Annotated in this window: 22 protein-coding genes; 13 read left to right on the top strand and 9 right to left on the bottom strand. The window is 53.3% G+C overall.

What is annotated here, in order from left to right; all coding sequences use genetic code 11:
• Nucleotides 1-209: 209 nt before the first annotated feature.
• The 4 genes from speA to LCS67_RS03740 form a co-directional block, all read right to left on the bottom strand.
• Nucleotides 210-2,186, bottom strand: coding sequence for a biosynthetic arginine decarboxylase (speA, locus tag LCS67_RS03755; protein ID WP_001278580.1), 1,977 nt, complete (start codon nt 2,184-2,186; stop codon nt 210-212).
• Between the two features lie 8 nt (nt 2,187-2,194).
• A complete protein-coding gene (gene yqgB, locus LCS67_RS03750) occupies nt 2,195-2,326 on the bottom strand; it encodes an acid stress response protein YqgB (protein WP_000729109.1) in 132 nt (43 codons plus the stop codon).
• Nucleotides 2,327-2,411: 85 nt separating this feature from the next.
• Nucleotides 2,412-2,561, bottom strand: a complete 150-nt coding sequence (locus LCS67_RS22770) for a hypothetical protein (RefSeq protein WP_001751809.1) — start codon at nt 2,559-2,561, stop codon at nt 2,412-2,414.
• 59 nt (nt 2,562-2,620) lie between these two features.
• On the bottom strand, nt 2,621-2,920 hold the full coding sequence (locus LCS67_RS03740) for a hypothetical protein (protein ID WP_001543499.1): 300 nt from the start codon (nt 2,918-2,920) through the stop codon (nt 2,621-2,623).
• Nucleotides 2,921-2,975: 55 nt separating this feature from the next.
• Here LCS67_RS03740 and metK point away from each other — a divergent pair, with 55 nt between their 5' ends.
• The 8 genes from metK (at nt 2,976) to ruvX (ending at nt 10,365) form a co-directional block, all read left to right on the top strand.
• Nucleotides 2,976-4,130, top strand: coding sequence for a methionine adenosyltransferase (gene metK, locus LCS67_RS03735; RefSeq protein ID WP_001062140.1), 1,155 nt, complete (start codon nt 2,976-2,978; stop codon nt 4,128-4,130).
• A gap of 492 nt (nt 4,131-4,622) precedes the next feature.
• Nucleotides 4,623-6,017 (top strand): galactose/proton symporter, encoded by a 1,395-nt coding sequence (gene galP / locus LCS67_RS03730; RefSeq protein ID WP_001113171.1) that lies wholly within the window; start codon nt 4,623-4,625, stop codon nt 6,015-6,017.
• Between the two features lie 78 nt (nt 6,018-6,095).
• Nucleotides 6,096-6,593 (top strand): SprT family zinc-dependent metalloprotease, encoded by a 498-nt coding sequence (locus LCS67_RS03725; RefSeq protein WP_000856775.1) that lies wholly within the window; start codon nt 6,096-6,098, stop codon nt 6,591-6,593.
• 94 nt (nt 6,594-6,687) lie between these two features.
• Nucleotides 6,688-7,395: a deoxyribonuclease I gene (endA, locus tag LCS67_RS03720; RefSeq protein WP_000286123.1), complete on the top strand. Its 708-nt coding sequence runs from the start codon at nt 6,688-6,690 to the stop codon at nt 7,393-7,395.
• 76 nt (nt 7,396-7,471) lie between these two features.
• Nucleotides 7,472-8,203 carry a 16S rRNA (uracil(1498)-N(3))-methyltransferase gene (gene rsmE, locus LCS67_RS03715; RefSeq protein ID WP_001222488.1) on the top strand — a complete coding sequence of 244 codons (732 nt, stop codon included), beginning with the start codon at nt 7,472-7,474 and terminating at the stop codon, nt 8,201-8,203.
• A gap of 19 nt (nt 8,204-8,222) precedes the next feature.
• Complete coding sequence (gshB, locus tag LCS67_RS03710) at nt 8,223-9,170, top strand: glutathione synthase (protein ID WP_023137233.1); 948 nt, start codon at nt 8,223-8,225, stop codon at nt 9,168-9,170.
• Between the two features lie 215 nt (nt 9,171-9,385).
• On the top strand, nt 9,386-9,949 hold the full coding sequence (locus tag LCS67_RS03705) for a YqgE/AlgH family protein (protein WP_001053175.1): 564 nt from the start codon (nt 9,386-9,388) through the stop codon (nt 9,947-9,949).
• Nucleotides 9,949-10,365, top strand: a complete 417-nt coding sequence (ruvX, locus tag LCS67_RS03700) for a Holliday junction resolvase RuvX (protein WP_000017096.1) — start codon at nt 9,949-9,951, stop codon at nt 10,363-10,365. Before LCS67_RS03705 ends, ruvX begins: the two co-directional genes overlap by 1 nt.
• Nucleotides 10,366-10,396: 31 nt before the next feature.
• On the opposite strand, the gene LCS67_RS03695 is transcribed toward ruvX, so the two are convergent.
• Entirely contained in the window at nt 10,397-11,098 is a 702-nt protein-coding gene (locus LCS67_RS03695) for an IclR family transcriptional regulator (protein WP_000098326.1), read from the bottom strand.
• 127 nt (nt 11,099-11,225) lie between these two features.
• Entirely contained in the window at nt 11,226-12,206 is a 981-nt protein-coding gene (locus LCS67_RS03690) for a type IV pilus twitching motility protein PilT (protein WP_001055636.1), read from the bottom strand.
• A 17-nt stretch (nt 12,207-12,223) separates the two neighbouring features.
• On the opposite strand from LCS67_RS03690, the gene LCS67_RS03685 reads away from it, so the two are divergent.
• The 5 genes from LCS67_RS03685 to hemW are packed head-to-tail and all read left to right on the top strand — an operon-like array spanning nt 12,224 to nt 15,530.
• Nucleotides 12,224-12,928 carry a YggS family pyridoxal phosphate-dependent enzyme gene (locus LCS67_RS03685; protein WP_000997790.1) on the top strand — a complete coding sequence of 235 codons (705 nt, stop codon included), beginning with the start codon at nt 12,224-12,226 and terminating at the stop codon, nt 12,926-12,928.
• 18 nt (nt 12,929-12,946) lie between these two features.
• The gene (locus LCS67_RS03680; RefSeq protein WP_001094848.1) at nt 12,947-13,513 is read left to right on the top strand and encodes a YggT family protein; all 567 of its coding nucleotides are present in this window, start codon (nt 12,947-12,949) and stop codon (nt 13,511-13,513) included.
• Nucleotides 13,510-13,800 carry a DUF167 family protein YggU gene (gene yggU / locus LCS67_RS03675; protein ID WP_001277203.1) on the top strand — a complete coding sequence of 97 codons (291 nt, stop codon included), beginning with the start codon at nt 13,510-13,512 and terminating at the stop codon, nt 13,798-13,800. Before LCS67_RS03680 ends, yggU begins: the two co-directional genes overlap by 4 nt.
• 7 nt (nt 13,801-13,807) lie before the next feature.
• Nucleotides 13,808-14,401 (top strand): XTP/dITP diphosphatase, encoded by a 594-nt coding sequence (locus tag LCS67_RS03670; protein WP_023195148.1) that lies wholly within the window; start codon nt 13,808-13,810, stop codon nt 14,399-14,401.
• Nucleotides 14,394-15,530 (top strand): radical SAM family heme chaperone HemW, encoded by a 1,137-nt coding sequence (gene hemW, locus LCS67_RS03665; RefSeq protein WP_031566572.1) that lies wholly within the window; start codon nt 14,394-14,396, stop codon nt 15,528-15,530. Before LCS67_RS03670 ends, hemW begins: the two co-directional genes overlap by 8 nt.
• Nucleotides 15,531-15,621: 91 nt before the next feature.
• On the opposite strand, the gene LCS67_RS03660 is transcribed toward hemW, so the two are convergent.
• From LCS67_RS03660 to LCS67_RS03650, 3 genes are all read right to left on the bottom strand, one after another.
• Nucleotides 15,622-16,629 (bottom strand): DUF1202 domain-containing protein, encoded by a 1,008-nt coding sequence (locus tag LCS67_RS03660; RefSeq protein ID WP_000252191.1) that lies wholly within the window; start codon nt 16,627-16,629, stop codon nt 15,622-15,624.
• A gap of 132 nt (nt 16,630-16,761) precedes the next feature.
• Entirely contained in the window at nt 16,762-17,808 is a 1,047-nt protein-coding gene (gene ansB, locus LCS67_RS03655) for an L-asparaginase 2 (protein WP_000394189.1), read from the bottom strand.
• Between the two features lie 188 nt (nt 17,809-17,996).
• A complete protein-coding gene (locus LCS67_RS03650) occupies nt 17,997-18,716 on the bottom strand; it encodes a DUF2884 domain-containing protein (protein WP_000984835.1) in 720 nt (239 codons plus the stop codon).
• Nucleotides 18,717-18,726: the final 10 nt, after the last annotated feature.

Here is an 18,726-nt window from a genome sequence, read left to right as displayed (position 1 = left end):
TCGTTGCATTAAAACAGATGAAAAAAAATCCCCTCCGCGTCGTTAAACCCGACGAGGAAGGGATTGATTTGTAAATCGCTATTGCGGCGAATTATCGCCGTTAATTCATACGGGTTCAAGTGAGTATAGCATTCTGCCGGGTGGCGGCTTTACCTTATCCAGCCTGCATTCGTAGGCCCGGTAAGCGCAGCGCCACCGGGCATCAACGGCTACTCATCTTCAAGATAAGTATAACCGTACAGTCCCGCTTCAAATTCCTCAAGGAACTGCTGCTGCAACGCATCGTCCAGATCCGTCTGTTTTACCTGGTCGCGGAAATGCGTTAACAGCGTTTTCGGATCCAGTTGCACATATTGCAGCATATCCGCAACGGTATCGCCTTCGTCCGACAGCTCAACCTCGACGCTACCATCCGGGAAAACAAACACATCAACCGCTTCAGTATCGCCAAACAGGTTGTGCATGTTACCGAGGATCTCCTGATAAGCGCCGACCATAAAGAAGCCGAGCATCGGCGGATTCTCTGGATCGTATTCCGGCATCGGCATCGTCGTGGCGATACCGTCGCCATCGATATAGTGGTCAATAGCGCCATCGGAATCACAAGTAATATCCAGCAGCACGGCACGACGTTCCGGTACCTGATCTAACCCTTCCAGCGGCAGTACCGGGAAGAGCTGATCGATTCCCCACGCGTCCGGCATTGACTGGAACAGCGAGAAGTTGACGTACATTTTGTCCGCCATCCGCTCTTGCAGTTCGTCGATAATCGGACGATGCGCACGGTTTTGCGGGTCCAGTTGCTTCTGCACTTCATGGCACATGCTGAGATAAAGTTGCTCCGCCCAGGCGCGCTCCTGCAAACTAAACGCGCCGGAAGAGTAGCCGATATGAATATCGTGCAGATCCATTTGGCTATCATGCAGCCATTCACGCAGCGAGCGGCGAGTGCCTGGCTTATGCATCTCCTGCCAGGTTTCCCAGAGATTTTGCAGCGCGCGCGGCGCATCTTCAGCAGGGGCAGTCGGATCCGTGTATTCGTTACGCTCCACGCCGATAATGTTAGAGACCAGTACCGTATGGTGCGCAGTGACGGCGCGGCCAGACTCGGTAATCACCGTCGGATGCGGTAAACCATGCTCTTCGCAGGCATCGCCAATCGCCCAGATGATGTTATTGGCATATTCGTTCAGGCCATAGTTCACCGAACAGTCGGACTGCGAGCGGGTACCTTCATAATCCACGCCCAGACCGCCGCCCACGTCGAAGCACTGGATATTCACGCCCAGCTTATGCAGCTCAACATAGAAACGCGCGGACTCGCGCACGCCGGTCGCGATATCGCGAATGTTCGCCATCTGCGATCCCAGGTGGAAGTGCAACAGTTGCAGACTGTCCAGACGCCCGGCGTCACGCAGGGTCTCCACCAGTTGCAGCACCTGGGTCGCCGCCAGGCCGAATTTTGATTTTTCGCCGCCGGAAGATTGCCACTTACCGGATCCCTGAGAGGCCAGACGCGCACGCACGCCCAGGCGAGGAACCACGTTCAGGCGCTCGGCTTCTTCCAGCACAATCGCGATTTCAGACATCTTTTCGATGACCAGATAAACCTTATGGCCCATCTTCTCGCCAATCAGCGCCAGCCGAATGTATTCACGGTCTTTATAACCATTACAGACGATCACGCTACGGGTCATGCCGGCATGCGCCAGCACCGCCATCAATTCCGCTTTTGACCCCGCTTCCAGCCCCAACGGTTCACCGGAATGGATAAGGGACTCGATCACGCGGCGATGCTGATTGACCTTAATCGGGTAAACGAGGAAGTAGTCGCCGTTATAACCGTAAGATTCACGCGCACGCTTAAACGCCGCGTTAATTGAACGCAAACGGTGTTGCAGGATCTGCGGGAAGCAAAACAGCGCCGGCAGACGCTGACCTTGCGCTTCGCGCGCTTTCACCAGTTTGGCAAGATCGACACGCGCTTCCGGTACGTCGGGATCGGGGCATACGCTAATATGGCCCAGCTCGTTGACGTCGTAGTAGTTATTGCCCCACCAGGCAATATTGTAAGTGCGCAGCATCTTGCTGGCTTCCTGGGAGCTCATTGCAACCTCCTGCATGGAGCGTAGTACACCCTGTTCGCCTGCTGACGAAGGCGAACCCATAGACATGTCGTCAGACATAGCGAACCTCAATTTTTATTAGCAAGTGTAAAACAGTTGACTACTATCGCAATCCGAAGACGCGATAACAACCCATAGACAAGCGGATTTTCCAGCAGATAGCGCTGATGCTCCGCCTGCGCGACCGGTTTCTTTTTCATATCATTGTAAACACGTAACCGAACTCACAGATAACGGTTCGGCGAAACCACGAGAAAACTCTTGCGTTAACAAGAGCGCCCTTGTTCAGTCTTCAGCGCCATTGCCGGCTCTGGAATCCTGAGAAGCGCCGAGATGGGTATAACATCGGCAGGTATGCAAAGCAGAGATGCAGATTGCGGGGGACATGCGCGCACCAGAACGATGCGACAGATTCAGCAGAATACAACGGTTCATTATCTCGTATCACCTCCACGGCCGCCTCGTAAGACGAACCCACAAGCCAAAGCAACGTTTTAACCCGGCTGGAAGTGGCGACACGAAGAAAACGTCGTGTGCTTTTGTATGAGCCGCGCGTCGCGTTTTATACCCAGAACGCAGAAAAAAAGCAAAGCATAAATGCGCATAATGTCAGCATTATCAGAAACGTTTACCGCCTGATTTTGACCGACATTGCGACGGCCTTCAAAAAAAGCTGGAAATTGGGCGAAGAAGTGACCTAAAATAGCCGTCCAGATGTTAATCCATCCATACTGATTAACACTCAGACTGCCAGTGTCAGTAACCTTCAGACTCATGGTAGAATCTTCTGTCATGACTATTCCGCACAACAGTTTGAGCTAACTAAATTCTCCTTAGGTGAAATTAAATATGGCAAAACACCTTTTTACGTCTGAGTCCGTATCAGAAGGGCATCCTGACAAAATCGCAGACCAAATCTCTGATGCCGTGTTGGATGCTATCCTGCAACAGGATCCGAAAGCACGCGTCGCCTGTGAAACCTACGTTAAAACCGGCATGGTTTTAGTTGGCGGTGAGATCACCACCAGCGCCTGGGTCGATATCGAAGAGATTACCCGTAATACGGTGCGCGAAATTGGCTATGTGCATTCCGACATGGGCTTTGACGCCAACTCTTGCGCGGTACTGAGCGCAATTGGCAAACAGTCTCCGGATATCAACCAGGGCGTTGACCGCGCAGACCCGCTGGAACAAGGCGCGGGCGACCAGGGCCTGATGTTTGGCTACGCGACAAATGAAACCGACGTACTGATGCCTGCGCCAATCACCTACGCGCACCGTCTGGTACAGCGTCAGGCTGAAGTGCGTAAAAATGGCACCCTGCCATGGTTGCGTCCGGATGCAAAAAGCCAGGTCACTTTCCAGTATGACGACGGCAAAATCGTCGGTATCGACGCCGTGGTTCTCTCTACGCAGCACGCAGAAGATATCGACCAAAAATCGCTGCAAGAAGCGGTGATGGAAGAGATCATCAAACCCATTCTGCCGTCTGAATGGTTAAATACGTCCACTAAGTTTTTTATCAACCCAACCGGGCGTTTTGTTATCGGCGGCCCGATGGGCGATTGTGGTCTGACCGGTCGTAAGATCATCGTTGATACCTACGGCGGTATGGCGCGTCACGGCGGCGGCGCCTTCTCCGGTAAAGATCCGTCTAAAGTTGACCGTTCTGCAGCTTACGCTGCGCGTTATGTCGCGAAAAACATCGTGGCGGCAGGTCTGGCGGATCGCTGTGAAATCCAGGTCTCCTACGCTATCGGCGTAGCGGAGCCGACGTCCATCATGGTGGAAACGTTCGGTACTGAAAAAGTGCCTGCTGAACAGTTGATTCTGCTGGTGCGCGAATTCTTCGACCTGCGCCCGTACGGCTTGATTCAGATGCTGGATCTGCTGCACCCGATCTACAAAGAAACTGCGGCTTACGGCCACTTCGGTCGCGAAAACTTCCCATGGGAAAAAACCGACAAAGCGCAACTGCTGCGCGATGCTGCCGGTCTGAAATAATCGCCCGCGCCTGACGCTGTTTTTCAGTCAGGTAAACCATACCGTACTTATCAAGGCCAGCGCCCTGCTGGCCTTTATCATTGCTGATACACGCAACGTTATCAGATGTTCCAGCGTGTATTTATACTGACCTTTTTGTGATGCGCAGCACAATCCACTCTCCCCTTTCGTTTCTTCGACTACACTTTTTATCATTCAGTTTCAGTCATCATGAAAGCGGTTACATTCATTTTCATTAAGAACTGACCGCATCACTATCGGTATGCTAATTCTGCGATGAAAATATTACATAATTTTTCAACTTTGTCTGAATACCAGGCGATTGATATGGTTATAAGATTATTAAAACTATTATTTTTCAGATAATTAAATAATCACCGAGATAAATAGTAGTGTAAACGATTACACCATTGTGATTAGCCTCACATCTTTTTACGGCGTACTCACCTACTCTTAACATCGATAAAATTGCTAACCCAACCGGAGGGCATAATGCCTGACAATAAAAAACAAGGGCGTTCCAACAAGGCCATGACATTTTTTGTCTGCTTTCTTGCAGCCCTGGCAGGATTACTTTTTGGCCTGGATATCGGCGTTATCGCCGGTGCTTTACCCTTCATTACCGACGAGTTTCAGATTACCGCACACACTCAGGAATGGGTGGTCAGCTCCATGATGTTTGGCGCGGCCGTCGGCGCTGTCGGCAGCGGCTGGCTCTCCTTTAAGCTGGGTCGTAAAAAAAGCCTGATGATCGGCGCTATCCTGTTCGTCGCCGGTTCGCTGTTCTCCGCTGCGGCGCCTAACGTTGAAGTCCTGATTATTTCTCGCGTGCTGCTGGGTCTGGCCGTCGGCGTCGCTTCCTACACCGCACCGTTGTACCTGTCCGAGATCGCGCCGGAAAAAATTCGCGGCAGTATGATCTCAATGTACCAACTCATGATCACCATCGGGATTCTGGGCGCTTATCTGTCCGATACCGCGTTCAGCTACAGCGGCGCATGGCGCTGGATGCTCGGCGTGATCATCATCCCAGCCATTCTGCTGCTGATCGGCGTCTTCTTCCTGCCGGACAGCCCGCGCTGGTTTGCGGCGAAACGCCGCTTCCATGATGCTGAACGCGTCCTGTTGCGCCTGCGTGACACCAGTGCGGAAGCAAAACGTGAGCTTGATGAAATTCGCGAAAGTTTGCAGGTTAAACAGAGCGGTTGGGCGCTGTTCAAAGAGAACAGCAACTTCCGCCGCGCCGTGTTTCTTGGCATTTTGTTGCAGGTAATGCAGCAATTTACCGGGATGAACGTCATCATGTATTACGCGCCGAAAATCTTCGAGCTGGCGGGGTACACAAATACCACGGAGCAGATGTGGGGCACCGTTATTGTTGGTCTGACTAACGTCCTGGCAACCTTCATCGCTATCGGCCTGGTTGACCGCTGGGGTCGCAAACCTACCCTGACGCTGGGCTTCCTGGTCATGGCGATTGGTATGGGGATTCTGGGTACGATGATGCACATCGGCATCCATTCGCCGTCTGCGCAATACTTCGCTATCGCTATGCTGCTGATGTTCATCATTGGATTTGCGATGAGCGCTGGTCCGCTGATTTGGGTACTGTGCTCCGAAATCCAACCGCTGAAAGGCCGCGATTTCGGCATCACCTGCTCCACCGCGACCAACTGGATCGCCAATATGATCGTCGGCGCAACGTTCCTGACCATGCTGAACAATCTGGGTAACGCCAACACCTTCTGGGTCTACGCTGGCCTGAACGTGCTGTTTATCCTGCTGACCCTGTGGCTGGTGCCGGAAACCAAACACGTTTCGCTGGAACACATTGAACGTAACCTGATGAAAGGTCGTAAACTGCGCGAAATCGGCGCCCACGACTAATCCCTCCACGCTTCCTCCTGCCACAGGAGGAAGCGTTTTTCTTGCAGTCCCTCTTCCGTCGCACTATTCTCTGCCGCTATGAAAACCCCTCGTCTCCCTATCGCTATCCAGCAGGCCGTGATGCGTCGTCTGCGGGAAAATCTCGCCCAGGCGAACCTCAAGCTCGATAGACATTATCCGGAGCCGAAACTGGTGTATACGCAACGCGGCACCTCGGCGGGCACCGCCTGGCTGGAGAGCTACGAAATCCGCCTCAACCCGGTGTTACTGCTGGAAAACATCGACACCTTTATAGCAGAGGTCGTGCCGCATGAACTGGCGCATCTGTTGGTGTGGAAGCACTTCGGACGCAAGGCTCCGCATGGCAAGGAATGGAAGTGGATGATGGAAAGCGTGCTGGGCGTTCCGGCCAGACGTACTCATCAATTTGCGCTGCAATCCGTACGGCGCAATACCTTTCCCTACCATTGCCAATGCCAGCAACATCAACTCACCGTCCGCCGTCATAATCGGGTAGTACGCGGCGAAGCGGTTTATCGTTGCGTTCACTGCGGCGAACCACTGGTCGCCGGGTAGTTCCCGAAACGTCCGGGAACTTTCCTGAGCGGACTGATTGCATACAGACACAACTTTCGTTACGTTGCGGGCTCGTTTTGCTATGGAGTGTGCAATGTACCGTAATTTTTCTTTTGCCGCTGCGTTGCTGGCCGCAGCGTTTTCAGGCCAGGCCCTGGCCGATGGCATTAACAATTTTTCTCAGGCCAAAGCGGCGAGCGTCAAAGTCAATGCTGACGCGCCCGGCAGCTTTTACTGCGGGTGCCAAATCCGCTGGCAGGGTAAAAAAGGCGTCGTAGACCTGGAGTCCTGCGGCTATAAGGTGCGTAAAAACGAGAATCGCGCCAGACGCATTGAGTGGGAGCACGTTGTCCCCGCCTGGCAATTCGGTCATCAGCGCCAGTGCTGGCAGGACGGCGGGCGAAAAAACTGCGCTAAAGATCCGGTCTACCGCAAAATGGAAAGCGATATGCATAACCTGCAGCCCGCCATTGGCGAAGTGAATGGCGATCGCGGCAACTTTATGTATAGCCAGTGGAACGGCGGCGAAGGCCAGTACGGGCAATGCGCCATGAAAGTGGATTTTAAAGCGAAAATCGCCGAGCCGCCCGCCCGCGCCCGTGGCGCAATCGCCCGCACTTATTTTTATATGCGCGACCAATACCAACTGAAACTTTCCCGCCAACAAACGCAGCTTTTTAACGTCTGGGATAAGCAGTACCCCGTTACCGCCTGGGAATGCGAGCGCGATGCGCGTATCGCGAAGGTCCAGGGTAATCATAATCCCTATGTGCAACGCGCTTGCCAGGCGCGAAAGAGCTAACCTACACTAGCGGGATTCTTGTTAACCCATGCCCTGGATAGCCAAACGCCGGGGCCATGACGCGGATTTTTTTATTATGCGTATTCCCCGCATTTATCACCCTGAATTGTTGACGTCCGGTACGCAGATTTCGTTATGCGAAGATGCGGCCAACCATATTGGTCGTGTACTGCGCATGGGACCGGGACAAGCGTTACAGCTGTTTGACGGCAGTAATCAGGTATTCGATGCTGAAATCATTAGCGCCAGTAAGAAAAGCGTTGAAGTGCAAGTGATGAAAGGCGAAATCGACGATCGTGAATCGCCGCTGCATATCCATCTGGGCCAGGTGATGTCGCGCGGTGAAAAAATGGAATTTACTATCCAGAAATCGATCGAACTGGGTGTAAGCCTCATTACGCCACTGTTCTCTGAGCGCTGCGGCGTTAAACTGGATAATGAACGTCTGAACAAAAAGCGCCAGCAGTGGCAAAAGATCGCCATCGCCGCCTGCGAACAATGCGGGCGTAACCGGGTGCCGGAAATTCGCCCGCCGATGGCGCTGGAGGCCTGGTGCGCCGAGCAAGATTCCGGGCTGAAGCTCAATCTTCATCCGCGCGCCCATGCCAGCATCAACACTCTGCCGCTGCCGGTTGAACGCGTCCGACTGCTGATCGGCCCGGAAGGCGGGCTGTCGGCGGACGAAATCGCGATGACCGCGCGCTATCAGTTTACTGATATTCTGTTAGGACCTCGCGTTCTGCGTACTGAGACAACCGCGCTCACCGCCATTACTGCGCTACAGGTGCGTTTTGGCGACTTAGGATGAAGCGTTAACGGAGAAAATAATGATCAAGCTCGGCATCGTGATGGACCCCATCGCACACATCAACATCAAGAAAGACACCAGTTTCGCTATGCTGCTGGAAGCCCAACGTCGTGGTTATGAACTTCATTATATGGAGATGGCTGACCTTTATCTGATTAACGGCGAAGCCCGCGCCCGCACGCGAACGTTGAGCGTGGAGCAAAATTACGATAAATGGTACGAGTTCGACAGCGAGCAGGAGATTAAACTCGCCGATCTGGACGTCATTTTGATGCGCAAAGATCCGCCGTTTGATACCGAGTTTATTTATGCGACCTATATTCTGGAACGCGCTGAAGAGGAAGGGACGCTTATCGTCAACAAACCGCAAAGCCTGCGCGACTGTAATGAAAAACTGTATACCGCCTGGTTTTCCGACCTGACCCCGGAAACGCTGGTAACGCGCAATAAAGCGCAGCTCAAAGCGTTTTGGGAAAAGCACGGCGATATCATTATGAAACCGCTGGACGGTATGGGCGGCGCGTCCATTTTCCGCGTTAAGGAAGGCGATCCTAACCTAGGCGTTATTGCCGAAACGCTGACCGAGCTGGGCAACCGCTACTGCATGGCGCAGAACTATTTGCCCGCGATCAAAGATGGCGATAAGCGCGTACTGGTCGTCGACGGCGAGCCGGTGCCTTACTGCCTGGCGCGTATTCCGCAGGGCGGCGAAACCCGCGGCAACCTGGCGGCTGGTGGTCGCGGCGAACCCCGTCCGTTGAGCGAAAGCGACTGGGAAATCGCCCGCCGCGTTGGGCCGACGCTTAAAGCCAAAGGGCTTATTTTCGTCGGTCTGGATATTATCGGCGACCGCTTAACGGAAATTAACGTGACCAGCCCAACCTGCGTGCGTGAAATTGAAGCGGAATATCCGATCTCTATCACCGGGATGTTGATGGACGCCATCGAAGCGCGTCTGGCGAAGTAAAGGTTTATTGCCCGGTGGCGTGCGATTACCGGGCCTGAGCAATCACGCCGCCCCGGTCGGATAAGGCGGCGCATCAGCATCGCCATCCGGCAATCTATTGCCCGATAAGGCAGCCGTCCTTTGGCAAAAGACGGCTTATATGAGTGACAACCGTCCGCTTTCCCCACATACTGAACGCTGTCGTTTTTTTGAACCAGGAAACAGAACCTCTGACAATGAATTTACAGCATCACTTTCTTATTGCCATGCCTGCGCTCCAGGACCCGATTTTCCGCCGTTCCGTGGTGTATATTTGCGAGCACAACCAGGACGGCGCTATGGGGATTATTGTTAATAAGCCTTTGGAAAATCTGCAAATTGAAGGGATTCTGGAAAAACTAAAAATTACGCCGGAACCGCGCGATTCGTCAATTCGTCTTGATAAAGCCGTGATGCTCGGCGGCCCGCTGGCGGAAGATCGCGGATTTATTCTCCATACTCCGCCGTCACGTTTCACCTCCAGCATTCGTATCTCAGACAATACCGTGATTACCACCTCCCGCGATGTGCTGGAAACGTTAGGTACCCAACAACAGCCTTCCGATGTACTGGTCGCGCTGGGCTACGCCTCCTGGGATAAAGGCCAGCTTGAACAAGAGTTGCTTGATAACGCCTGGCTTACCGCGCCCGCCGATCTCAATATTTTGTTCAAAACGCCCATTGCCGAGCGCTGGCGCGAAGCGGCAAAACTTATTGGCATTGATATTCTGACCATGCCTGGCGTTGCGGGGCACGCCTGATGAGCGGCACCTTACTGGCCTTTGACTTCGGCACAAAAAGCATCGGCGTTGCAATAGGACAACGCATTACCGGCACCGCCCGTCCGCTTCCGGCAATCAAAGCACAGGACGGCACGCCCGACTGGACGCTCATTGAACGTTTGCTGAAAGAGTGGCAGCCGGACGAAATTATTGTCGGGCTACCGCTCAATATGGATGGCACTGAACAACCGCTGACGGCGCGCGCACGTAAATTCGCCAACCGTATTCATGGGCGTTTCGGGGTAACTGTCACGCTGCACGATGAACGACTCAGCACCGTTGAAGCACGCTCCGGTCTGTTTGAACGAGGTGGGTATCGCGCACTGAACAAAGGCAAAGTGGACTCGGCCTCCGCCGTGATTATCCTCGAAAGCTATTTTGAACAGGGGTATTAAAGCCGTTTTTGTCAGCAGGCGGATAACGCGGTCACGGTTGCCAGGCTTGCTGGGCAATACGCTGGTTTAATGCGTTCAACGCCTGTAAACGCGCAGCCGCCTCCGCCTCATCAATCCGCCACATTCCCGCAAAGGCCAGCGCTGCGGCGTGCTTGCCTAGCGGTTGCGCCATAGAAACTTCACCATCAGCGTGATGCCACAGCACGTATCCCCGCTGGCGCTGCTGCGCCACATGCGGTGCCAGATTACGCCACTGCTCCGGAGTAAAACGCTGCATTAGCGCCTCATCGCTTTCTGCCGCCAGTAACGCCACTCCTGTTACCGACTGCCAGGCCGGGCACATGCGAAACCCCGCCAGCGCCTGACTTCCCTGCGAACCCGGCGTAGAGTGATAAATATAGATAATCTGGTCTTCCCATAGCACGCCTAATGCCACCACGATGTCTTTGGGCGCATGGCGCTCAAGGATAGGCAACGCATGGGAGAACAGCGCTGAACCACGAATCGCCTGCGCCGCCAAAGCATGAATGCCTGGCCCGGGTAAATAGCGTCGGTGCTCATCCTGCATCGTGAGTCCAATAGAGGCCATCGTCATTAACAGGCGATTAACGCGCGTGGTATTAATATCCATCAGCCGGGCAAGCTCGCGACATCCGATAGCACGGTCGCTGGAAACCAGATATTGCAGACAGCGAATGCCATCTATCAGGCTTTGATTCGGTTGTGATGACATCGTTAAATGGCTTCGCTGTGGTTTTAACAAAGCTGCGATTTTAACGCCGGTTCGCCAGGATACAAGCCTGTATGCCGTTCAATCCACCGCGCCAGTCAACACTTTCCCCCCTACGCCGCCATCTTCGCTACAGCCGTCCCTGCGCCTGACGCCATTGCGCGCTCTGGGCGAATGTCATCATCCCCTGCTGCTGCCCGGTTTGTATCACGTGGGCCAACTGATGGAGTTTGCCTTCACGGATCAAATTCCCTGTGGCTGGCGTATTAATCAGTAATTCAAACAACGCCACGCGCCCATCCTGTCTGTCGACCTCCAGTTTTTGCGATAGTACAGCGCGCAGACTACCCGCCAGTTGACTGCGTACCGGTTCTTTTTCCTGCGCCGGAAAACTATCCACTAATCTTTCCACCGCCTGCGCCGCACCGCGAGTATGCAGGGTTGCCAGTACCAGATGCCCCGTTTCCGCCGCCGTCAGCGCCAGGCGAATGGTCTCGCTGTCACGCAGCTCTCCCAGCAAAATGACATCGGGATCTTCACGCAACGCCGCGCGCAGCCCGGCGGCAAAAGTGGCGCAATGCTGGCCGATTTCCCGCTGCTGTATCAGGCAACGCTTGCTGGTGTAACGGTACTCAATAGGATCTTCCAGCGTCAGGATGTGTTTATCGGCATGTTGATTAAGATGTCCCACCATCGCCGCCAGCGTGGTGGACTTCCCGCAGCCAGTAGCGCCAGTGACCAGAATCAGTCCGTTCTCGCTGGCAAGCAGTGCGGGTACTATCGGCGGCATCTGGATTTCCGCCAGATCAGGACAACGCTCGGGCAATAGCCGTAGCGCCAGCGACGTTCCCTGTTGATGTGTGAACGCACTGGCGCGTAGGCGCCGCGTGCCAGACAGCGAGACGGCGAAATCAAGCTGGCCGTGCGTTCGCCACTGATATTGTTGCGCGTCATTAAGCCAATCAAGCAGAAGCTTGTCGACATCTGGCGCGGTAAAAGGCGCGATCTCCATGCGTCCTTGTTTGCGCCATCGCGCAGGCCAGGCGTTACACAGGTGTAGATCCGAGACGTTATGCTTTACACTAAGCGTCACAATTTCTTCCATATTCATATAAACATCCTCGGAAAATGAACGATATCGCGCATAACCTGGCACACATCCGGGACAAAATCTCCGCCGCGGCGACGCGTTGCGGCCGCTCTTCAGAAGAAGTTACGTTGCTTGCAGTGAGTAAAACCAAACCTGCGAGCGACATCGCAGAAGCCATTGCCGCCGGACAACGGGCATTTGGTGAAAATTATGTACAAGAGGGGGTGGAAAAAATCCGCCACTTTCAGGAAGCGAAAGTGGAAGGCCTGCACTGGCACTTTATTGGCCCTTTACAGTCCAACAAAAGTCGGCTGGTGGCCGAGCATTTTGACTGGTGTCATACCATCGATCGCCTGCGTATCGCCTCGCGGCTGAGCGAACAGCGTCCGGATAATCTGCCAGCGCTAAATGTTCTGATCCAAATTAATATCAGCGATGAAAACAGCAAATCAGGCATTCCGCTGGCGGAACTGGATGAGCTGGCCGCGGCGGTGGCAACACTGCCGCGTCTGCGGCTTCGCGGACTGATGGCGATCCCGGCGCCAGAGTCAGATTATGTAAGGCAGTTTGAAGTCGCACGTCAAATGGCTGTAGCATTTGCCGGGCTGAAAGCGCGCTACCCTGACGTTGATACCTTATCTCTGGGTATGAGCGACGATATGGAAGCCGCGATTGCGGCAGGTAGCACAATGGTGCGCATCGGCACCGCTATCTTTGGTGCTCGTGATTACACAAAAAATTAAGGAAAACTGAGGAACGCCATGAATACGTTGACCTTCCTGCTCTCAACGGTAATTGAGCTGTATACCATGGTGCTATTATTGCGCGTGTGGATGCAGTGGGCCCGCTGTGACTTTTACAACCCTTTTTCCCAGTTCGTGGTGAAAATTACGCAGCCCATCATCGGACCGCTGCGTCGTATTATCCCGCCAATGGGGCCGATTGACAGCGCTTCTCTGCTGGTGGCGTTTATTCTTAGCGTTATTAAGGCGATAGTGCTGTTTAAGGTCATTACGTTTCAGGCGATTATCTGGATTGCCGCGGTGCTTATCTTACTTAAAACAATCGGCCTGCTGATCTTCTGGGTGCTGCTGGTCATGGCTATCATGAGCTGGGTGAGCCAGGGTCGTAGCCCGATTGAATATGTATTGATTCAGCTTGCCGAGCCGCTGCTCAGCCCGATTCGCCGTATACTGCCTGCGATGGGCGGCATCGACTTCTCGCCGATGGTTCTGGTGCTGCTGCTGTATGTCGTTAATATGGGGATCGCTGAAGTCTTACAAGCGACAGGCAACATGTTGCTGCCGGGGCTGTGGATGGCGCTATGAGTGCTGTGACTCGCTGCGAAGACGGTCTGGTGTTACGGCTTTATATTCAGCCGAAAGCCAGCCGCGACAGTATTGTGGGCTTACATGGCGACGAGGTGAAAGTCGCCATTACCGCCCCGCCGGTTGACGGTCAGGCAAACAGCCATCTGATCAAGTTTCTCGGTAAACAGTTTCGCGTGGCGAAAAGTCAGATCGTCATCGAAAAAGGCGAGCTGGGCCGTCACAAACAGGTAAAAATTATTCACCCGCAACAGATCCCGCCGGAAATTGCGGCGTTAACTGAGTAGGTATCCCATGCAAAAAGTTGTTCTCGCAACCGGTAACGCCGGTAAAGTGCGCGAGCTCGCGTCGCTGTTAAGCGATTTTGGGCTTGATGTGGTAGCGCAAACGGAACTGGGCGTCGATTCCGCGGAAGAAACCGGCCTGACGTTTATTGAAAACGCGATTCTCAAAGCGCGCCATGCCGCTAAAATGACCGGTCTGCCCGCCATTGCCGATGACTCCGGTCTGGCCGTTGACGTTTTAGGCGGCGCGCCGGGTATCTATTCCGCGCGCTATTCTGGCGAAAACGCGACAGATCAGCAAAATCTGGAAAAACTGCTGCATACTCTACGGGATGTTCCGGACGACAAACGCCAGGCGCGATTCCATTGTGTGCTGGTTTATTTGCGTCATGCCGAAGATCCCACACCGATAGTCTGTCACGGTAGCTGGCCTGGCGTCATTACTCGCCAGGCGGTCGGAAATGGCGGATTTGGCTATGATCCCATTTTCTTCGTACCGTCTGAAGGCAAAACCGCCGCAGAACTGACCCGTGAAGAAAAAAGCGCGATTTCCCACCGAGGACAAGCGCTCAAGCTGCTGCTGGATGCGTTACGCAATGGCTAAACTACCGCCGCTCAGTCTTTATATTCATATTCCCTGGTGTGTACAAAAATGTCCATATTGCGACTTCAATTCCCATGCGTTGAAGGGCGAGGTGCCACATGACGACTACGTCCAGCATCTGTTAAACGATCTGGATGCCGACGTCGCCTGGGCGCAAGGGCGTGAAGTAAAGACCATTTTTATTGGCGGCGGTACGCCAAGCTTGCTTTCCGGGCCGGCGATGCAAACGCTGCTGGACGGCGTGCGTGCACGCCTGAATCTGGCGGCGGATGCGGAAATTACCATGGAAGCGAACCCCGGCACGGTCGAAGCCGACCGCTTCATCGACTATCAGCGCGCCGGCGTAAACCGGATCTCCATTGGCGTGCAGAGCTTTAGTGAGCCTAAGCTGAAACGTCTTGGCCGTATTCACGGTCCACAAGAGGCGATGCGGGCAGCAAGACTGGCAAATGGGCTTGGGCTACGCAGCTTTAACCTCGACTTGATGCATGGATTGCCGGACCAAACGCTGGAAGATGCGCTGAACGATTTGCGACAGGCGATTGCGCTTAATCCGCCGCATCTCTCATGGTATCAATTGACGATTGAACCCAACACTTTGTTCGGTTCGCGTCCGCCGGTTTTACCGGACGATGACGCACTGTGGGATATCTTTGAGCAGGGCCACCAGTTATTAACCGCTGCTGGCTATCAGCAATACGAAACGTCGGCCTATGCCAAACCCGGTTATCAGTGCCAGCATAATCTGAACTACTGGCGCTTTGGCGACTATCTGGGGATTGGCTGCGGCGCCCACGGTAAAGTCACCTTCCCGGGCGGCAGGATCCTGCGCACCACCAAAACCCGTCACCCACGCGGTTATATGCAGGGACGTTACCTGGAAAGCCAGCGTGACGTGAGTGATGACGATAAACCCTTTGAGTTCTTTATGAACCGTTTTCGGTTGCTGGAGCGCGCGCCTCGCGCCGAATTTGTCGACTACACCGGGCTTACGGAAGCGGTTATTCGTCAGCCAATCGACGAGGCTATTGCCCAGGGCTACCTGACCGAATGCGAGCAATACTGGCAGATTACCCGGCACGGTAAACTGTTTTTAAACTCTCTTCTTGAGTTGTTTCTCGCGGAATAACAAGGAATAAGCCTGTAGCGCCAGCGGGTAAAATACCTGATGGCGCGACGCTTACCGATCTGTGGCGGTTAATGCGCCGCCGGCAAGCGCATTATTTAATAACGCCTTTACGACGCAAATCGTCCGTATCTTTTTTCCAGCGCTCGTAACCGTCATTAATATCCATGATTTTCATGCGGATATCACTCTGTTGCATCTGAAGTTTCTGTACCGCTATATTCAGCGGATATTGTCCTTTCTCTAACGTTATCCAGTCATTCTGCGCTTTTCGACGCAGCTCTTCTGATTTCAAAAATACCTGCCGCCGTTGCTCGTGTATGTCTAAATCTCTTTTCTGCTGAATAGCCGCTTCATTGCACGGCTCACTCTGCTTACGGCACGCGTCTAATGCCGGTTGATAGACCTCTTTTTCGTATTTCTCGGCATATACGCTGCTATCGTTGGCTTTTACATAATCATCGCGCTCTTTTAACGTCTTTTTAAACGCCTCGGCGCGGGTCAACGGTTTCCCATCAGCGCCTTTTCCCCAATATGCGTCGGCTTCTTTTTTAGCTACCGCTATTTTCTTATCCAGGGCAGAGAGTTGTTTTTCAAGACCGGGGATCGACGCTTTCTGCGCACGCCAGGAGGCTTCAATGTTGCCAAACCGATAGTTAAAGTCATCACTGTTGACGATCAGGTATTTATCATTCGTTTTAATGTCGTCAATAGCCCGGCCCTGATCGCTGGCTGCCATTTGTAATGAGTAATAGCTCACCGTCCAGCCAGAGGCTGGCGTCCCTTTGCTGGTCAACATGGCAGAAAATTTAACGGGACGATCTTTGGTCCAGGTTTTTTCAACAAAATAATAATCCGCCGCCATACCAACGCCGGTATACATATCTTCACGGGAAGAAATATCCCCTTCGGCAGACCAGGTGGCCTGATTGCCCCTCGAATCAAGATTTTTTAAGGTAATGGAATCCAGTTTAAGTATGCCGTGGTACTGCTTACTAAACTGTTCTTTTAAGATGTTATCGGAGGGTTGAGCAACCTCTGCCCAACTATAGCCTGAAATCAGGGCAAACAGCGCTGCGCCAGCAATCCATTGTCGAACCACTTGTGGACCTCCCGTCCAGAGACATGACGCCCACGATTATCATAACCAGGATGATAATTAGCAAGATAATAGTGTTGATTGTGCGAGAGGTCTTCCAAAGATAGCCCCGGCCTTCCGACCGGGGCATTATCTTTAATACTGATTGAACATCGTCTGGATCTGTTTTGGATCTTTAGTCTGGGTTAACGCCAGTTGCAGTAAGACACGCGCTTTTTGCGGGTTCAGCGTGCCAGAGGCGACAAAGCCGTATTTTGCATCGTCCACTTCCGCATCCTGCGTGGTTGCGCCAGTCGGCACACGTGAAGAACGCACCACTACCGTACCGTTGTGCGCAGCGGTCGCCAGGGTATCAAAGACCGTTTTATACAGGTTGCCGTTACCCACACCTGCGCTCACGATCCCGTCATAACCCGCGTCTACCAGCGCTTTTGCCGGCAGATCGGACGCATTCGCATAGTTATAAACGATACCGACTTTCGGCAACGCGGTCAGCTTCGACACGTCGAACGGGGTGGAGGTGGTATGTTTACGCTCTGGCGTACGCTGGTAGTCAATTTTACCGTTGTGGATATAACCCAGCGGGCCGTAGTTAACCGCTTTGAACGTCGCCACGTCAGTCGTATTGGTCTTAGTGACGTCGCGTCCGTCCATGACGGTATCATTCATTACCACCAGCACGCCGCGGTTGGCAGACTGTTTATCAGCCGCTGTTACTACCGCATTATAGAGGTTGAACGGGCCATCTGCGCTCATTGACGTGGAAGGGCGCATCGCGCCGACCAGTACCACCGGTTTATTGCATTTCACGGTCAGATCGAGGAAATAAGCGGTCTCTTCCATCGTATCAGTACCGTGGGTAATCACGAAACCGTCGGTGCTGTCGCACTCGGTATTGATTTTTTTCGCCAGCGTGAGCCAGACTTCATCGTTCATATCCTGCGAGCCAATGTTAACGACCTGCTCGCCTTTCACTACCGCAATGTCCTTCAATTGAGGAACGGCATCCACCAGATTTTCGACACCGACTTTACCTGCCGTATAATTTGATTTTGTTGCTGAATCACCGCCGCCAGCGATCGTTCCGCCGGTCGCTAAGATGGTGATATTCGGTAAAGCGAACGCTGCGCCGCTGAAACCCATTACCAGAGCAGCTAATGCCGTTTTCCTGAAAAACTCCATGTTATATCTCCAGTTATGTCAACTGGTCGCATTATCCCTATATTGCAGACGAATAATGTGACGCCATACGATTAACCAGCGATATATATCCAACAGAGAGTATTTTTTAGAGATGGATAACAAAATGCAGGAAAAAACAGAATAAAAAGGCGCAGATACGATCTACGCCATTGTTTAAAAAGGAAAGATTACTTCAGGCTGCCAACCAGCGCTTTGCGGCTATCTTCTAAGGTTACTACGCGGCTACAGACATCTTTGCCAAACTGCTGGAAATCTTTCTCCTGATTTTTCCATTCGTTCTGGATAGCGGTTTGCAAACCACCGAGGCTGCCCATCACGCCCTGTAAAGGATTGCCGCCGCCTTTAAGCACCGCTTTGGCGCCCATTTCGTTAATGCTGTCCTGCAAAATACCGCCCATCGCCTGATTCACCAACTGCTGACCGTCGGCACGCACCTGGTCGATAGCCTTATAGTGGAACGTCAGGCCGTCCGTACGATGTTCGATAATACGGTTCATTTGCGCTTTTAATTGCGCATCAAGCTTCGTCAGACGGCTACGCATGTTGCTGCTTTCGCCTACCTCTTTAGCGATGATTTTATCCAGCGCCACGCGGCCTTTTTCGACGCGCGATCGGGCGCCCTCATCAATCCACGGCAGCGCGCTTCGCAGTTCCGCCTGGTAATCTTTCGCTTGCTCGCGTTGCGCGGCGCTAAGGGTGTACTGCTTACCGTTGTACATCACATTGCCGTCCGGCGTGATCACCAGGTTGCCGTTTTCACCTTTCACCTGTACCGTTTGTGGACTCAGGATCACATCGTCACGCGGCGTGACACTGCATTTGTAATCTGCATGAGCGGCCATCGCCGTCAACGTTAGCACTGCCGCCAGCAGCGTTTTGCGCATCATAACTTTCCCT

The sequence above is a fragment of the Salmonella sp. A7 genome (genome assembly GCF_020181675.1).
Lineage (GTDB): Bacteria > Pseudomonadota > Gammaproteobacteria > Enterobacterales > Enterobacteriaceae > Salmonella > Salmonella enterica.
Note: the sequence above shows the minus strand (reverse complement) of the source record. Positions and strands in the feature narration are given on the sequence as shown.

Bases quoted from the DNA above. Each gene is read 5' to 3' on its own strand.
- LCS67_RS03690 (WP_001055636.1), bottom strand. From the start codon at position 12,206: ATGAATATGGAAGAAATTGTGACGCTTAGTGTAAAGCATAACGTCTCG.
- hemW (WP_031566572.1), top strand. From the start codon at position 14,394: ATGGCTAAACTACCGCCGCTCAGTCTTTATATTCATATTCCCTGGTGT.
- metK (WP_001062140.1), top strand. From the start codon at position 2,976: ATGGCAAAACACCTTTTTACGTCTGAGTCCGTATCAGAAGGGCATCCT.
- LCS67_RS03740 (WP_001543499.1), bottom strand. From the start codon at position 2,920: ATGACAGAAGATTCTACCATGAGTCTGAAGGTTACTGACACTGGCAGT.
- ansB (WP_000394189.1), bottom strand. From the start codon at position 17,808: ATGGAGTTTTTCAGGAAAACGGCATTAGCTGCTCTGGTAATGGGTTTC.
- ruvX (WP_000017096.1), top strand. From the start codon at position 9,949: ATGAGCGGCACCTTACTGGCCTTTGACTTCGGCACAAAAAGCATCGGC.
- yqgB (WP_000729109.1), bottom strand. From the start codon at position 2,326: ATGAAAAAGAAACCGGTCGCGCAGGCGGAGCATCAGCGCTATCTGCTG.
- LCS67_RS03680 (WP_001094848.1), top strand. From the start codon at position 12,947: ATGAATACGTTGACCTTCCTGCTCTCAACGGTAATTGAGCTGTATACC.
- gshB (WP_023137233.1), top strand. From the start codon at position 8,223: ATGATCAAGCTCGGCATCGTGATGGACCCCATCGCACACATCAACATC.
- LCS67_RS03670 (WP_023195148.1), top strand. From the start codon at position 13,808: ATGCAAAAAGTTGTTCTCGCAACCGGTAACGCCGGTAAAGTGCGCGAG.
- LCS67_RS03650 (WP_000984835.1), bottom strand. From the start codon at position 18,716: ATGATGCGCAAAACGCTGCTGGCGGCAGTGCTAACGTTGACGGCGATG.
- rsmE (WP_001222488.1), top strand. From the start codon at position 7,472: ATGCGTATTCCCCGCATTTATCACCCTGAATTGTTGACGTCCGGTACG.
- LCS67_RS03705 (WP_001053175.1), top strand. From the start codon at position 9,386: ATGAATTTACAGCATCACTTTCTTATTGCCATGCCTGCGCTCCAGGAC.
- galP (WP_001113171.1), top strand. From the start codon at position 4,623: ATGCCTGACAATAAAAAACAAGGGCGTTCCAACAAGGCCATGACATTT.
- endA (WP_000286123.1), top strand. From the start codon at position 6,688: ATGTACCGTAATTTTTCTTTTGCCGCTGCGTTGCTGGCCGCAGCGTTT.
- LCS67_RS03685 (WP_000997790.1), top strand. From the start codon at position 12,224: ATGAACGATATCGCGCATAACCTGGCACACATCCGGGACAAAATCTCC.
- LCS67_RS03725 (WP_000856775.1), top strand. From the start codon at position 6,096: ATGAAAACCCCTCGTCTCCCTATCGCTATCCAGCAGGCCGTGATGCGT.
- LCS67_RS22770 (WP_001751809.1), bottom strand. From the start codon at position 2,561: ATGAACCGTTGTATTCTGCTGAATCTGTCGCATCGTTCTGGTGCGCGC.
- yggU (WP_001277203.1), top strand. From the start codon at position 13,510: ATGAGTGCTGTGACTCGCTGCGAAGACGGTCTGGTGTTACGGCTTTAT.
- speA (WP_001278580.1), bottom strand. From the start codon at position 2,186: ATGTCTGACGACATGTCTATGGGTTCGCCTTCGTCAGCAGGCGAACAG.
- LCS67_RS03695 (WP_000098326.1), bottom strand. From the start codon at position 11,098: ATGTCATCACAACCGAATCAAAGCCTGATAGATGGCATTCGCTGTCTG.